The sequence below is a fragment of the Salinarimonas rosea DSM 21201 genome (genome assembly GCF_000429045.1).
Classification (GTDB): domain Bacteria; phylum Pseudomonadota; class Alphaproteobacteria; order Rhizobiales; family Beijerinckiaceae; genus Salinarimonas; species Salinarimonas rosea.
Genome location: NZ_AUBC01000001.1, coordinates 61,839 through 76,169 on the forward strand (window position 1 = coordinate 61,839; position 14,331 = coordinate 76,169).

13 protein-coding genes are annotated in these 14,331 nt (G+C 72.0%); 3 read left to right on the top strand and 10 right to left on the bottom strand.

Annotated features, from left to right (window positions below; translation table 11 throughout):
* Both G407_RS24820 and G407_RS24825 read right to left on the bottom strand, forming a co-directional pair.
* A complete protein-coding gene (locus G407_RS24820; RefSeq protein WP_052340742.1) occupies nt 1–1,044 on the bottom strand; it encodes a glycosyltransferase family 4 protein in 1,044 nt (347 codons plus the stop codon).
* Nucleotides 1,044–1,931 (bottom strand): UDP-2,3-diacylglucosamine diphosphatase, encoded by an 888-nt coding sequence (locus G407_RS24825; RefSeq protein ID WP_245258986.1) that lies wholly within the window; start codon nt 1,929–1,931, stop codon nt 1,044–1,046. The genes G407_RS24820 and G407_RS24825 overlap by 1 nt, the downstream gene beginning before the upstream one ends.
* A gap of 257 nt (nt 1,932–2,188) precedes the next feature.
* Here G407_RS24825 and G407_RS0100280 point away from each other — a divergent pair, with 257 nt between their 5' ends.
* Both G407_RS0100280 and G407_RS0100285 read left to right on the top strand, forming a co-directional pair.
* Nucleotides 2,189–3,106 (top strand): DMT family transporter, encoded by a 918-nt coding sequence (locus tag G407_RS0100280; protein ID WP_043538584.1) that lies wholly within the window; start codon nt 2,189–2,191, stop codon nt 3,104–3,106.
* 116 nt (nt 3,107–3,222) lie between these two features.
* Nucleotides 3,223–4,134, top strand: a complete 912-nt coding sequence (locus tag G407_RS0100285) for an HAD-IIA family hydrolase (protein ID WP_029029200.1) — start codon at nt 3,223–3,225, stop codon at nt 4,132–4,134.
* 6 nt (nt 4,135–4,140) lie between these two features.
* Here G407_RS0100285 and G407_RS0100290 read toward each other — a convergent pair whose 3' ends face one another.
* From G407_RS0100290 to glgA, 7 genes are all read right to left on the bottom strand, one after another.
* Nucleotides 4,141–4,644, bottom strand: coding sequence for a GNAT family N-acetyltransferase (locus tag G407_RS0100290; protein WP_029029201.1), 504 nt, complete (start codon nt 4,642–4,644; stop codon nt 4,141–4,143).
* A 215-nt stretch (nt 4,645–4,859) separates the two neighbouring features.
* Complete coding sequence (locus G407_RS0100295; RefSeq protein WP_156917426.1) at nt 4,860–5,354, bottom strand: NUDIX domain-containing protein; 495 nt, start codon at nt 5,352–5,354, stop codon at nt 4,860–4,862.
* On the bottom strand, nt 5,354–6,322 hold the full coding sequence (locus G407_RS24830; protein ID WP_052340744.1) for a sensor histidine kinase: 969 nt from the start codon (nt 6,320–6,322) through the stop codon (nt 5,354–5,356). Before G407_RS24830 ends, G407_RS0100295 begins: the two co-directional genes overlap by 1 nt.
* A gap of 142 nt (nt 6,323–6,464) precedes the next feature.
* Complete coding sequence (locus tag G407_RS24835; protein ID WP_084327114.1) at nt 6,465–9,164, bottom strand: glycogen/starch/alpha-glucan phosphorylase; 2,700 nt, start codon at nt 9,162–9,164, stop codon at nt 6,465–6,467.
* Nucleotides 9,165–9,467: 303 nt separating this feature from the next.
* Entirely contained in the window at nt 9,468–10,175 is a 708-nt protein-coding gene (locus G407_RS0100310; protein WP_029029203.1) for a glutathione S-transferase N-terminal domain-containing protein, read from the bottom strand.
* A gap of 7 nt (nt 10,176–10,182) precedes the next feature.
* Nucleotides 10,183–10,887 carry a glutathione binding-like protein gene (locus G407_RS0100315; protein WP_029029204.1) on the bottom strand — a complete coding sequence of 235 codons (705 nt, stop codon included), beginning with the start codon at nt 10,885–10,887 and terminating at the stop codon, nt 10,183–10,185.
* A 219-nt stretch (nt 10,888–11,106) separates the two neighbouring features.
* On the bottom strand, nt 11,107–12,621 hold the full coding sequence (gene glgA, locus G407_RS24840; RefSeq protein WP_052340745.1) for a glycogen synthase GlgA: 1,515 nt from the start codon (nt 12,619–12,621) through the stop codon (nt 11,107–11,109).
* Nucleotides 12,622–12,975: 354 nt separating this feature from the next.
* On the opposite strand from glgA, the gene G407_RS0100325 reads away from it, so the two are divergent.
* A complete protein-coding gene (locus tag G407_RS0100325; protein ID WP_156917428.1) occupies nt 12,976–13,227 on the top strand; it encodes a hypothetical protein in 252 nt (83 codons plus the stop codon).
* A 19-nt stretch (nt 13,228–13,246) separates the two neighbouring features.
* On the opposite strand, the gene G407_RS0100330 is transcribed toward G407_RS0100325, so the two are convergent.
* Nucleotides 13,247–14,329, bottom strand: a complete 1,083-nt coding sequence (locus G407_RS0100330) for a phosphotransferase family protein (protein ID WP_245258987.1) — start codon at nt 14,327–14,329, stop codon at nt 13,247–13,249.
* Between the last annotated feature and the right edge of the window lie 2 nt (nt 14,330–14,331).

Genomic DNA, 14,331 nt, shown 5'->3' on the forward strand with positions numbered 1-14,331 from the left:
TCAGCCGTCGCGGGTGATCCGCGTGAGGTCCACCACCGGCTCGTCGCCGGCCGCCGCGCGGACGTTGCCGAAGAACTGCCGGGCGCTCTCGTGCCAGGTGAAGGTCTCGCCATAGGCCCGGCAGCGGTCCCGGGGGATCTCGAGGGCGGCGAGCGCCGCCTTGCGCAGGTCGGTGTCGAGGACGCCGCAGCCGCTCGTGCCGACGACATCGAGCGGACCGGTCACCGGGTAGGCGGCGATCGGCAGGCCGGAGGCGAGCGCCTCGAGCAGCACGATGCCGAACGTGTCGGTGAGGCTCGGGAAGACGAAGACGTCGGCCGAGGCGTAGACCTCCGCGAGCGCCTCGCCGGTCCGCGCGCCGAGGAAGCGCACGTCCCTGTAGCGCCGCTCGAGGTCCGCCCGCGCCGGCCCGTCGCCGACGATCACCTTGGTGCCCGGCAGGTCGAGCGCGAGGAAGGACTCGAGGTTCTTCTCCACGGCGACGCGACCGACATAGAGGAAGATCGGGCCCGGGGCGTCGATCACGCGGGTCTCGCGCGGGCGAAAGAGCGTCGTATCGACACCACGGCCCCAGCGCAGCACGTTGACGAAGCCCCGCTTGACCAGCTCCGCCTCGAGCGAATCCGTCGCCACCATGATGCCGCGGCCCGTGTTGTGGAAGCGGCGGATCGCGCGGTAGACCCAGCGCTCCGGCACCGGCGCACGGGCGGCGACGTATTCGGGAAACCGCGTGTGGTAGCTCGTCGTGTAGGCGAAGCCGTTCGCGAGGCAGATCCGGCGCGTCGCGATGCCGATCGGGCCCTCGGTCGCGATGTGGATGTGCGTCGGCGCGAGCTCGGCGATCTTGCGCGCCACCGCGCGCGGACGCGCCAGCGCGAGGCGGATCTCCGGATAGGTCGGCATCGGCAGCGAGCGGAAGTCGAGCGGCGTCAGGAGCACGACCTCGGCGTCGAAGTCCGGTGCGTGCGCGATCATCTGCTCGATCGAGCGCACCACCCCGTTGATCTGCGGACGCCAGGCGTCCGTCGCGACGAGGAGGCGCATCAAGCGACGGCCCGCGAGCCCGGTGCCGCGACGGGCGCGGCGGCGCCGCCGTCCGTGCGCCGCGCGAGGCGCGCCGGGCGCGCGGGCTCGGGCAGCGGCTGCGCGGGTTCGCCCTCCTGCGCGGCGAGCGCCGCCATCGCCTCGACCCAGCGCACGAGCTCGAGCCGGCCGTCGTAGTGCTCGACGATCGCCGTGCAGCTCTCGACCCAGTCGCCGCAATTGAGGTAGCGCACGCCGTCGATCTCGCGCTGGGCCGCGTGGTGGATGTGCCCGCACACGACGCCTGTCGCGCCCTGGTTGCGGGCCTCCTCCACCAGGAACTCCTCGAACTTGGAGATGAAGTTCACCGCGTTCTTCACCTTGAGCTTGGCCCAGGCCGAGAGGGACCAGTAGGTCAGGCCCAGCCGCCGGCGGATCCCGTTGACGTAGGTGTTGGACAACAGCGCCAGAGAGTAGGCCCAATCGCCCAGGTGCGCCAGCCATCTGGCGTGCTTCATCACGACGTCGAACTGGTCCCCGTGGATGACGAGCAGCCGCTCGCCCGCGGCAGTCTCGTGGAGCGCGCGCTCGCAGACCTCGATGCCGCCGAAATGAGCGCCGATATAGTCCCGCAGGAACTCGTCATGGTTGCCCGGGACGTAGATCAGCCGGGTCCCCTTGCGCACCTTGCGCAGCAGCTTCTGCACCACGTCGTTGTGCGACTGGGGCCAGAACCAGCCGCCCCGCAGCTTCCAGCCGTCGATGATGTCCCCGACGAGATAGATCACGTCGGCATCGTAGCGCCGCAGGAAGCCGAGCAGCAGGTCGGCCTGGCAGTCCCGCGTCCCCAGATGGAAATCCGAGAGGAACAACGTCCGAACGCGGATTGCTTGATCGTCGTCAGTCACTCTTCCAGCTCCGCTCCGGCTGTTTGGGCGACAAGAACCGATTCTCCATTGCACTTTGATGACGCCGGCGGCGTCCTCCGCCGGTCGTGGGCGACTTCTCGCGGTGTCCGCGCGAGCGATGCCCGCGGGGATTGACGGAAGTGGGCGCCCATGCAGGTTCCATGCACGGAGCGCGCAGCGGCGGCGACGTCGGCGGCGCTTCTCGCGAGCACCGCGCGGGTGCATAGATGGATGCTCTTCCCCCGGACCAGACAACCGTGAAGCCCGCCCTCGGCGTCAGCCTCAAGATCCTCTCCGCCCTCGCCTTCACCCTGATGGCGGCGACGATCAAGCTCGCCTCCGAGCACTTCCCGACGGGCCAGCTGATCTTCTTCCGCTCCGCCTTCGCCCTCGTGCCGCTCCTCGTCTGGCTCGCGGCGACGGACACCGTCGTCAACGCCGTGCGCACGCACAACCTCAAGGGCCACTTCCTGCGCAGCATCATCGGCTCGACTGGCATGGTGCTCGGGTTCTCGGCGCTGGCCTACCTGCCGCTGACGGAGGCCGTGGCGATCGGCTACGCCGCCCCGCTCATCGTCGTCGTGCTCGCGGCGCTGCTCCTGCGCGAGACCGTGCGCGCCTATCGCTGGAGCGCGGTCGCGGTGGGACTGGTGGGCGTCCTCGTCATGCTCTCTCCCCGGTTCGGGGACGAGGCGCTGGCGCAGGGCGCCTCGCTCGGCGCGCTCTTCGGCATCGGCGCGGCCTTCTGCACGGCCGGCGCGACTATCCAGGTGCGCCGCCTCACGGCGACCGAGCGCACCGGCGCGATCGTGTTCTACTTCAGCGCGGTGACCACCCTGATCGGCCTCTCGACGGTCTTCTTCGGCTGGGTGATGCCGACCTTGCCTCAGCTCGCGATGCTGATCGGCCTCGGCATCCTCGGCGGCATCGGCCAGATCCTGCTCACCGAGAGCTATCGCTGGGCGGACGCTTCCCTGGTCGCGCCCTTCGAGTACACGACGATGATCTGGGCGACGCTGCTCGGCTGGTTCGTGTTCGGGCAATGGCCCGAGCAGGCGGTGATCGCCGGCGCCGTGCTGGTGACGGCGTCGGGCATCTTCGTAATCTACCGCGAGCGCAAGCTCGGCCTCCAGCGCCGCAAGGAAGTGGAGATGTCCTCGCAGCGGCCGGGGTGAGGGCAGGTCGCGGACGGCACGACGCGCCGCATCGCCTGGACTCCGCCCCCGCGAGATGGTGGAAGAGGCGGCGCCCCACCAGCGCGCCCTCCCCGCCGCCGAGACCCGTCGCCCGCATGAACGCCGCACCTGTCACCGACGTCGAGACCGCCTTCACGCGCTACGAGGCGATCCGTGCGCGCCTGCCGCAGGCGCGGTTTCCCGCGCGGAGCCGGGAGGCCGCGACGCTGAGCGACATCGCCGACGCCTACGACGTCTTCGTCCTCGACGCCTTCGGCGTCCTCAACGTCGGCGAGCGCCCGATCGGCGGCGCGGTCGAGCGGGTGGCGGAGCTGCGCGCCCGCGGCAAGCGGCTCGTCGTTCTCACCAACGGCGCCACGCATCGGCGCATCGATGCGCTCGGCAAGTACGGCGCGCTCGGCTTCGACTTCGCCCCGCACGAGGTCGTATCGAGCCGCGACGTCGCGGCGGCGGCGCTCTCCGCGCAGCCGGAAGGCCTGCTCTGGGCCGCCGCAGCGGGCCCCGGCGCGCGCTTCGACGATCTCGGCGCGCGGGTCGCGGATCTCGCGGACGACCCGGATCTGCTCGCGCGCGCCGACGGGTTCCTCCTGCTCTCCAGCGCCCGCTGGGACGCGCGCGCGCAGGAGCGCCTCGTCGCGGCGCTCGCCGCGCGCCCGCGGCCGGTCGTGGTCGCCAATCCCGACCTCGTGGCGCCCCGCGAGAACGGGCTCAGCCTCGAGCCGGGCTGGTTCGCGCACGACCTCGCCGATCGCACCGGCATCGCGCCGGCCTTCTACGGCAAGCCCTATGCGGACGCCTTCCGCGCCGTCCGCTCACTGCATGCGGACGTGCCGCGCGAGCGCTTCGCGATGGTCGGCGATACGCTGCACACGGACGTGCTCGGCGGGCGCGCGGCGGGGTTCGGGACGGTGCTGATCACCGCCCACGGCCTCTTCGCCGGGTGCGACGCGCGCGGCTTCGTCGCCCGCTGCGGCATCGTGCCGGACGTGATCTGCGCGACGACCTGAGGCGCCTCAGCTCCGGCGTGCGGTGACCGGCCCGCGCGCCTGCGCGAGCGTGCCCTCGACGAGCTCGAGCGCCAGGAATCGCGCCGGGTCGACCGGCCCGGGCATGGCGAGCCGCCCGCGCGGGACGACCGCGAAGCCGAAGCGGCGGTAGTAGGGCTCGTCGCCGACGAGGAGCACCAGCCCGTGCCCGGCGGCGCGTGCCGCGGCGAGCGCGCGCGTCATGAGCGCCGCGCCGATGCCGCGGCTCTCGAAGGCGGGCTCCACCGTCAGCGGCCCCAGGATCAGCGCCGGCACGCGCCCGGCCCAGATCGGCGAGAGCCGCACCGAGCCGACGAGGAGCGTTCCGACATTGGCCGTGAAGGAGAGCGCCGGATCGTGCGCCGCGCCCTCGCGCAGGCGATAGGCCGAGCGGGCGAAGCGCCCCGGCCCGAAGGCGCGCTCGTGCAGCCGCTCGATCGCGTCGGCGTCGCCGGGTACTTCCGGCCGGATGGAGAGGGAGAGCTCGGTCATGTCGGGAATCGCAGGTCGGGCGCGGAGTCGGGCCGGGAGCGGGACGGATGGCGAACGCATGGCGGGACGCGGCCGGCGCCGCGCCGTCAACGCGCTCGTCGTCGCTCGGCTCCCGCTTTCATCCGAACCTCCCCATGCGCGATCCGCGTCGCGCGCGACCGCTCTACCAGCCTCCTCGGCGCGCGTCTACGCCGCGCCGCCCCGGCGCCGCCGGCTCACCAGCGCGCGCCGATCTCCGCTCCGTCGGCCAGCTCCGCGAGGCGTCGTCTGGTGCCCGGCGTGACGTCGTCCGGCAGCGCCCGCAGGTCGAAGAAGCGCACCTCGGCGATCTCCCGCGCGCGGCGCCTGGAATCGTCGCGGGTGAAATCGTCGACGAGGTAGACGAGGACGTGGTCGCGGTTCGACACCGCGCTGTTGAAGAAGGCGCCGTGGAGCCGCGCGGGGCCGGTGAGCACGACGCCGGCCTCCTCGATGAGCTCCCGGGCCAGCGCCTCGACCGCCGTCTCGCCGGCCTCGATGCCGCCGCCGGGCAGATGCCAGCCCGGCGTATAGGTGTGGCGCACGAGGAGCACACGCTCGTCGGCGTCCGTCACGATCGCGCGCACGCCCATCGTCATGCCGCGGGTCACGCGCCAAAGGAGATGGAGCAGCATGCGCGGCACGCGCGGGAGCATGCGGTCGGTGTCGCGCTCGGGCATGATCCAGCCCATCAGAGCGCGCGCTCGGAGGGCGGGACCGGCGCCTCGACGCGGCAGGAGAACCCCTCCGGTGCGAAGCTGAAGCCGACCGTCGCCTCGAGCTCGCTGCGCAGCACGCCCGCGATCATCCGCAGCCCGAATCCGTGCCGCTCGGGCGGCACCACCGGCGGCCCGCCGGTCTCCCGCCATTCCAGCACGAGGCGCGGCTGGGGCGCCTCGTCGATGCGCCAGGTCAGCGCGATGCGTCCCGTCTCGGACGAGAGCGCCCCGTGCTTGCGGGCGTTGGTGCACAATTCGTGGAGCGCGAGCGTGACGTTGACCGCCTGCTTCGGGACGAGGCGCACGTGCGGACCGTCGAGGTGCATGCGCTCCGGTTCCACCGCGCAGCCGTCGAAGGCCTCGCGAGCGAGCACGTCGAGCGGCGCGCCGTCCCAGCTCCGCCGGGTGAGGACGTCGTGGGAGGCCGCGAGCGCCCGCAGTCGCCCCTCGAACGAGGCGAGCCCCGCCCGCGGGTCGCCGCCGTAGGCGAAGCTCTGGCGTGCGAGGCTCTGGACGAGGGCGAGCGTGTTCTTCACCCGGTGATTGAGTTCGTCGACGAGCAGGACGCGATGGCGTTCGGCGCGCTTGCGCTCGGTGATGTCCGTCGAGATGCTGCCGACGCCGATCACCGTGCCGTCGCCGTCGCGCAGGGGGAACTTGGTCGAGATCGCATGGCGCACCTCCCCGTCCGCCGTGATCGCCTCCTCCTCGAAGATCATCGGACGGTTCTCCTGGAGGACACGGACGTCGTTGGCGCTGTAGGGCTCCGCGCTGCCGAAACGATCCCGGTCCGTGAGCCCGGCGATATCCGCGAGCCGGGCGATGCCGAAGGCATCGAGATAATGGCGATTGGCCAGGATGTAGCGGCCTTCGAGATCCTTGGCGAAGGCGTAGCTCGTCGAGTTGTCGAAGAAGGCGCGCAGCAGCGCCTCCTCCGTCATCCCGTCCAAGGCCGGCGTTCCCGCTCGATCCCGGTCGTCGCTCAAGTGAATCGTCCCCCGGCGGCGCTCCGTTCCGCGCGCAGCCTAGCGCCTCCCGCGCCGCGGTTGAAGCCTCGGCGCGGTCGCGGCACGCCGCATCCGCTCAGAGCGGCTGCGCTCCCCAGATCTCGCTCGCGTATTCCGAGATCGTCCGGTCCGAGGAGAACCAGCCGATACGCGCCGTGTTGAGGATCGCCATGCGCCACCAGGTCGGCTGATCGGCCCACAGGCCGTCGACCTCGCGCTGGGCCTCCCAATAGGCGTCGAAGTCCGGGCCGACGAGGAAGTGGTCGTTGCGGTCGAGCGCCTCGACGATGGGGTCGAACCGCGTCGGGTCCTCCGGCGAGAAGACGCCGGTCTCGATCTCGTAGAGCACGCGCGCGAGCCGCGCCGAGCGTTGGTCGGGCGAGAGGCCGGCCTTGCGCTTGGCCCCGACCTCCTCCGCCGTGAGGCCGAAGATCACGATGTTCTCCTCGCCCACGTGCTCGCGGATCTCGACGTTGGCGCCGTCGAGGGTGCCGATGGTGAGCGCGCCGTTGAGCGCGAGCTTCATGTTCCCCGTGCCGGACGCCTCCATGCCCGCGGTCGAGATCTGCTCGGAGAGGTCGGCGGCGGGGATGATCGCCTCGGCGAGGGAGACGTTGTAGTTCGGCAGGAAGACCAGCTTGAGACGGTCGCCGACCTGCGGGTCGGTGTTGATCACGCGGGCGACGTCGTGGGCGAGCTTGATGATGAGCTTCGCCTGCGTGTAGCTCGCCGCCGCCTTGCCGGCGAAGATCTTCACCCGCTTGGGCCAGGGTCGGTCGGGATGCGCCTTGATGGCGTGGTAGAGCGCGACCGTCTCCAGCACGTTGAGCAGCTGGCGCTTGTACTCGTGGATGCGCTTGATCTGCACGTCGAACATCGCGGTCGGGTCGACGTGCCAGCCTGTGCGCTGCGCGATGATCACCGCGAGCGCTTCCTTGTTGGCGTGCTTGACGGCCGAGTAGCGCGCCTGGAAGGCGGGATCGTCGGCATGCGCCTCGAGCCCGCGCAGCACGGCCGGGTCGTCGAGCACGCGCTCGCCGAGCGTCTCGACGAGGAGCTTCGTCAGCGCGGGGTTGCACTGCTGCAGCCAGCGGCGGAAGGTGACGCCGTTCGTCTTCGAGACGATGCGGTCGGGGAAGAGCGCGTGGAGATCGGCGAACACGGTCTCGCGCATCAGCTCGGTGTGCAGCGCCGAGACGCCGTTGACCTTGTTCGAGCCGAGGAACGCGAGGTGCCCCATGCGCACGCGCCGGCCGTGGGATTCGTCGATGAGCGAGACCGAGCGGATCAGGTCCTGGTCCTGGGTGGAGCCCCGCGAGACCTCCTCCAGGTGGTGCCAGTTGATCCGGTAGATGATCTCCATGTGGCGCGGCAGCAGCCGCTCCATGAGCTGCACCGACCAGGTCTCCAGCGCCTCGGGCAGAAGCGTGTGGTTGGTATAGTTCAGCGTCTGCCGGGTGAGCCGCCAGGCGTCGTCGTAGGCGAAGCCGTGCACGTCGATGAGCAGGCGCATCAGCTCCGCGACGGCGATCGCCGGATGGGTGTCGTTGAGCTGGATCGCGGCCTTCTCGCCGAGGTTCTCCAGCGTGCCGAAGGCCTGCAGATGGCGGCGGATGAGGTCCTGCAGTGAGGCGGCGGTGAAGAAGTACTCCTGGCGCAGCCGCAGCTCGTAGCCCGCCGGCGTCGCGTCCGACGGGTAGAGCACCCGCGAGATCGCCTCGATGCGCGCCCGCTGGGCCATGGCGCCGACGTAGTCGCCGACGTTGAAGGCCTCGAGCGCGATCGGCTGGGGCGCCTTGGCGGACCACAGCCGTAGGGTGTTCACGTGCGCGCCGCGCCAGCCGACCACCGGCGTGTCGTAGGCGGCGGCGAGCACCTTCTCGCCCGGCTGCCAGACCCGGTGCACGGACCCGTCGGGTCCCGGATGATCGGAGACGTGGCCGCCGAAGCCGATCTCGTAGGCGACCTCCGGCCGCTCGAACTCCCAGGGGTTCCCGAAGGAGAGCCAGTCCTCCGGGATCTCCCGCTGCCAGCCGTCCGACACCGCCTGCTTGAACAGCCCGTAGTCGTAGCGGATGCCGTAGCCATAGGCCGGAAGCTTGAGGCTGGACAGGCTCTCGATGAAGCAGGCGGCCAGGCGCCCGAGGCCGCCGTTGCCGAGCGCCGCGTCGGGCTCGGCCTGGCGCAGGCGGTCGAGATCGACGCCGAGCGGCGCGAGCGCCTCGCGGGCGGTCTCGGTGAGCCCGAGATTGCCGAGCGCGTCGAACAGCATGCGACCGATCAGGAACTCGAGCGAGAGGTAGTAGACCCGCTTCTTGCCGCTGGCGTAGGTGCGCCGGGTCGAATCGATCCAGCGGTCGACGATGCCGTCGCGCAGCGCCAGGATGGTGGCGACGAGCCAATCGTGCTCGCTGGCCCGGGACGCGTCCTTACCGACGCTGTAGAGCAGCTTCCTGAGGATCGCCTCGCGAAAGACCGCCGGATCGGCGATCTCCTCGATCGCCGGCGCGCCGGAGGGCAGCGGCCCGAGCCCGACCGGTGCGGGGGCCGGCCCCGCCGCGGCCTTCGCCGCCGCGGTCGCGGCCGCCGACGCGGAACCGGTCGCCGCCTTCCTCGACTTGCGGGCGGGCTTCGCCGCAGGCTGCGAGTCGGCCTCGGCGCGGGAGTCCGTCTCGGCGTGGGAGGCGTTCGCCACCTCGACCGCGGCTTCGACGCCGGTCGCGCCGTCGGGCTTGCGCGTGGGGGAGCGCTTCAGGTTCTGATCGACCACAGACATCGTCCTCTTGCAGGCTCGTGCCGCGCGCCTGCGGGCGCGGATCCGGACTACGGATGCCGCCCTCGAATGCCGCCGCGATGGCGGAATCGGGGCGCGGGGGCGACACGCGTCGTCGCATCGTGCGCGGCATTGGCGCCGTTTCCCCCCGTCGGCGCGAAGTGGAACAGCGGCGCGCGCCGTTGTCAAACCCGCGCGGGCCGCCTCCGCGGCCTTTTGCGGCGCGGTGTTGCGGGAATGTCGAGCGCGACCTCGAACCGTTTCGCGCAATCTCGGGGCCCCGGGCAACGATCCGTCGATCCGCGCTCAGCCGGCGGCCGCCGTCTCCTCCACGGCGCGCGGCGCCCGCGCCATCAGGCCGTCGTACAGCCCGCGCATGCGCTCGCGCCAGGCGTGGACCGGGTCGTCCGCCGCGAGCGGGTCGAAGGCGCTGATCGTGTGCGCCCACTGGAAGCTCCCGGCGATCGCGTAGTCCGCATAGGCCGGGCTCCCGCCGGCGAGATACGGCGCCTCGCCCAGCGCCGCGCGCAGCGGCGCGAGGCTCGCGCGGAAGGCCCCGAGCCGGTCCTCGCGACCGGCCTGGACGTCCTCGAGCCTTCCGCCGAAGCGCGCCTCGCGGCTCTCGCGGAAATAGGCCGCGTCCGCGCCGTCCAGCGCGGCGCAGATGTCGGCCACCACCATCCGGGCGAGGCCGGCGTTCAGCACCGTGTCCGCCCAGGTCGCCACGAAGCGGGCCTCCGCGACGCCGCCGGGGAACAGGGTCGGCGCCTGCGGGTACGCCTGCTCCAGATGGCGCGCGATGGCGAAGCTGTCGGCCACCACCGCCTCGCCGTCGACGAGGACGGGCACCTTGCCCTGCCCCGAGAAGCCGAGCGCCTCGCGCTCGGTGAAGCGCCAGGGCCGGGCCTCGAAGGCGACGCCCTTGTGGGCGAGCGCGAGCTTCGCGCGCCAGCAATAGGGGCTCAGCCGCACGGCGGGATCCGCCGCGCACAGGTCGTAGAGGACGCGGGTCATGATCGCCTCAGCGCTTCAGCGAAGCGGCGGTCTGGCCGAAGAGGACCTTCTTGTCCTCCTCCGACATCTTCTGTCCGGACGGCCGGATCTCCTCGCCCTTGGCATAGGCGCGGATGGTGGCGGGCCGTTCGCGGATCGCGTGGAACCACCGCTTCAGGTGCGGGAAGTCGTCGAGGTCTTGGCCCTGGCGCTCGTGAGACACGATCCAGGGATAGGAGGCCATGTCGGCGATGGTGTAGGCGTCGCCCGCGACGAACTCCCGGTCGGCGAGGCGCCCGTCGAGCACGCCGTAGAGCCGGTTCGTCTCGTTGACGTAGCGGTCGATGGCGTAGGGGATCTTCTCGGGCGCGTACTGGCTGAAATGGTGGTTCTGCCCGGCCATCGGCCCGAGCCCGCCCATCTGCCAGAACAGCCATTGCAGCGTCTCGACCCGCCCGCGCAGGTCGGCGGGCAGGAAGCGGCCCTCCTTCTCGGCGAGGTAGAGGAGGATCGCCCCCGATTCGAACACCGAGACCGGCTCCCCGCCGCCCGGCGGCGCATGGTCGACGATCGCCGGCATGCGGTTGTTGGGCGCGATCTTCAGGAAGTCCGGCGCGAACTGGTCGCCCTTGCCGATGTCGATCGGCCGGATGACGTAGGCGAGGCCGGTCTCCTCCAGAAACATCGTGATCTTGTGGCCGTTGGGAGTGGGCCAATAATACAGATCGATCATGGGGATCCTCGTGCGCGTGTGCGCGCCGACGGGACTTGCCGCGCGGCGGGTTCGTGAGCTGGAGATTGGGGGAGAACCGGGGGCGGGGCAAGAGAGGACGGCCGCGATCGGGGGAGGGCTCGACCGGCCGCTCGACCTGGACAGCGTCGGATCGACACGCTCCGGCGTGCCGCTACCGCCGTGGAACCGCGGCCGGGGATCGCGCGGGCGTGACGCCCCTCACCCCACCCCGACCCGCCGATAGACCCCCTCGTACCCCCGCACCGACCCGTCCCACCCCATCGGGCGCGTCATCGCCGCGCGGCGCATCGACATCAGGCGGGAGCGGGCGCGGAAGGCGTCGAGCGCGCGGCGGATGGCGTCGAGGAAGGCGGGCAGGCTCGGACGGTCGAACAGGAAGCCGGTGACGCCGTCGTCGATCGTGTCGGCGAGGCCGCCGGTGCGGGTGGCGATGGGCAGCGAGGCGAAGGCCTGGGCGTACATCTGCGAGAGGCCGCAGGGCTCGAACCGCGAGGGCATCAGCAGGAAGTCGGACGCGGCGTACATGCGCCGCGCGCGCGCCTCCTCGAAGCCGATGTCGACGCCCACCATGCCGGGGTGGCGGCGCGCGAGCGCGCGCAGCTCGCTCTCGAAGCGCCCCTCCCCGCGCCCGGTGACCACGATCTGCCCGCCGTCGGCGACGATCGCCTCGGCCGCGTCGATGGAGAGGTCGACGCCCTTCTGGTGAACGAGCCGGGAGATCACCGCGAAGAGCGGGCCGCCGGTCTCCGAGAGACCGAAGGCGCGCCGCACCGCGGCGGCGTTCGCCTCCTTGCCGTCCCAGGCGTTGAGCGCGAAGGGGCTCTCGAGGTGCGGATCGGTCGCCGGGTCCCAGCTCGCGTCGATGCCGTTGACGATGCCGGTGAGCCGGCCCTGCTCGGCGCGCAGCCGCAGCAGCCCGTCGAGGCCGCAGCCGAGCTCGGGCGTCGTGATCTCGTGGGCGTAGGTGGCCGAGACCGTGGTGACGTGGTCGGCGTAGGAGAGCCCCGCCTTGAGGAAGGACAGCTTGCCGTGGAACTCGACCCCGTCGAGCCCGAAGGCGTCCTTCGGCACGCCGAGCCGCTCCATGCGTGCCGGTGAGAACAGGCCCTGGTAGGCGAGGTTGTGGATGGTGATCACCGAGGGGACGCGAACGCCCTCCCAATGCGCGTAGGCCGCGGCGAAGCCGGTGGGCCAATCGTTGAGGTGCAGCAGGTCGGGCCGCCAGCCCGGCGCGCCGGCGCCGCGGGCGATCTCCACCGCGGCGAGCCCCAGCCGGGCGAAGCGGATGTCGTTGTCGCGCCAATCGACGCCCTCCGCATCCCCGTAGGGCGTGCCCTCGCGGTCGAAGAGCTCGGGCGCGAGCACGACGTAGATCACGAGCCCGTCGGGCGTGACCAGCTCGCCGAGGGAGCAGGCGGGCACGCCGCGATGGGCCGGGAGGCGCGCGACCACGCGGATCTCGGGATGGCTCGCCACGATCTCGCGATAGCCCGGGATCAGCACGCGCGCGTCGATCACGCCGCGCATCGCCCGCGGCAGGGCGGCCGAGACCTCCCCGAGCCCGCCGGCCTTGACGAAGCCCGTCATCTCGGGCGTGACGAACAGGACCCGCGTCTGCCGGCGCGGGCGCGCTTCCGCGCGCGATCGCGCCGCCGCGGCACCCTGCGGCTTGTTCGACCGGTCGGCCGCCATCCGCGCGGGTGCGGTGCTCATCGGTTCACCCCTCGATCTCCGGACGTCGCAGCCGACGTTAGTGCAACGCGCGAAGCGGCGCCATGGCCTTCGTGCCGCATCGCGCAAAGAGCGTGCGCGAACGCGAGGCCCATATAGGTGACTTTCCAGAGTGTGGATAATGAGCATAACCGGGACAGGCGCGCCCGCGAGGCCTCCGTCGCGGGCACGCGCGCTATGCTCGTCGACGCTGTCGCGTCCCCAGAGTTGGCGTTACCCGTTGGCGTTACCCCGGAAGCAGCGTTCCGGGAAGTCGCGTTCCGTGAAATCGCGTTCCGAAGAATGATCGCGAGGACGCGTGCGTCGCGCGCGCTCGCCCGACGAAGGATGACGGTCTTGCTTGACAGGGAGATGACGCCGCGCGCCGCGCAGGGGCGGCGCGCGCCGCGTGCGGCGGTCGGCCGAGAGCCGCGCCAGGCATCGCACCATGCACTGCGCCAGGCGCGTCCGTGCCGCGTCCCCGCGCGGCCCGCCGAGAGCGCGGACGCGGCTCCGCGCCGGCACGAGGTCGTCGTCCAGGGCATGCGGATCACCCTGCCGGCCCTGCGCTTCATGGAGATCCCGCCACCGGGGCCCATCCGGCGCTAGCGGCGATCCCGGCCGCGCCCTACGCCGCCGCGATCTCCTCGGCGGCGAGGCGTTCCAGCACGGGGATGCTGTCCCCCATCGCGAGGCCGCGCGGGCGGTTGGGTGCGTTGCCGTCGCGTGCGCGGCGGTAGACGCCCTGGAGGATGGCCGCGAGGCGGAACAGCGAGAACACCACGGCGTAGCGCCAGTGCGGCAGCGCCGAGAGGCCGCGCCGGCGCATGTAGGCCTCGAGGTAGGCGGCGTCGTCCGGCAGGCCGAGCGCCGCGCGATCGACCCCGTCGAGCCCCGCGAAGGCCGCCCCCTCCGCCGGCAGCCGCCATTGCGCCACCTGGTAGGCGAGATCCGCCAGCGGATGGCCGAGCGTCGAGAGCTCCCAGTCGATCAGAGCGACGACCCGCGGGGCGTCGGGGGCGAGGATCATGTTGTCGAGCCGGAAGTCGCCGTGGACCAGGGCGGCGGCCGTGTCGTCGGGCGCGGGCTCGGCCTCGAGCCAGGCGATCGTCTCGTCGAGGAGGGGGCGCGGCTCGGTCTCGCTCGCGCGATAGTTCTCGATCCAGCGGCGGGTCTGGCGGGCGAAGTAGCCGCCCGGCCGGCCGAAATCCGCGAGCCCGAGCGCCTGCGGGTCGAGCCCGTGCAGGGCGGCGAGCGTGGCGTTCATCGCGTCGTAGACGCGCGTGCGCTCGTCCGGCGAGAAGCCGGGCAGGCGCGGGTCGTGCACGACCCGGCCCGCGACGTGGTCCATGACGTAGAACATGGTGCCGGCCACGTCCGGGTCGGTGCACAGGCAGCGCATGCGCGGCACCGGTACGGGGCTCCCGGCGAGGGCCGCCATCACGCGGTACTCGCGGTCGACCGCGTGCGCGCCCTTGAGCAGCACGCCCGGCGGCTGGCGCCGCAGCACGAAGCGGCCGCCGTCGGCCTCGATCAGGAAGGTCGGGTTCGACTGCCCGCCCGACAGCGGCGCGATGCGGCGCAGGCGGCCGAAGCCGGGGATCGCCTCGACGAGCCGGGCCTCGATCCGCCGGGCATCGAGCGCGAGCGGGGCGGCGGCCCCCTCCCCGCCCGGGTCGTGGTCCGGGTGGTGGTCCAGATCGTGCTCCAAGC

Coding starts and splice junctions, on each gene's coding strand:
- G407_RS0100295 (WP_156917426.1), bottom strand. CDS start 5,354: ATGGGCTGGATCATGCCCGAGCGCGACACCGACCGCATGCTCCCGCGC.
- G407_RS24830 (WP_052340744.1), bottom strand. CDS start 6,322: ATGACGGAGGAGGCGCTGCTGCGCGCCTTCTTCGACAACTCGACGAGC.
- G407_RS24820 (WP_052340742.1), bottom strand. CDS start 1,044: ATGCGCCTCCTCGTCGCGACGGACGCCTGGCGTCCGCAGATCAACGGG.
- G407_RS0100315 (WP_029029204.1), bottom strand. CDS start 10,887: ATGATCGATCTGTATTATTGGCCCACTCCCAACGGCCACAAGATCACG.
- glgA (WP_052340745.1), bottom strand. CDS start 12,621: ATGAGCACCGCACCCGCGCGGATGGCGGCCGACCGGTCGAACAAGCCG.
- G407_RS24835 (WP_084327114.1), bottom strand. CDS start 9,164: ATGTCTGTGGTCGATCAGAACCTGAAGCGCTCCCCCACGCGCAAGCCC.
- G407_RS0100310 (WP_029029203.1), bottom strand. CDS start 10,175: ATGACCCGCGTCCTCTACGACCTGTGCGCGGCGGATCCCGCCGTGCGG.
- G407_RS0100285 (WP_029029200.1), top strand. CDS start 3,223: ATGAACGCCGCACCTGTCACCGACGTCGAGACCGCCTTCACGCGCTAC.
- G407_RS0100290 (WP_029029201.1), bottom strand. CDS start 4,644: ATGACCGAGCTCTCCCTCTCCATCCGGCCGGAAGTACCCGGCGACGCC.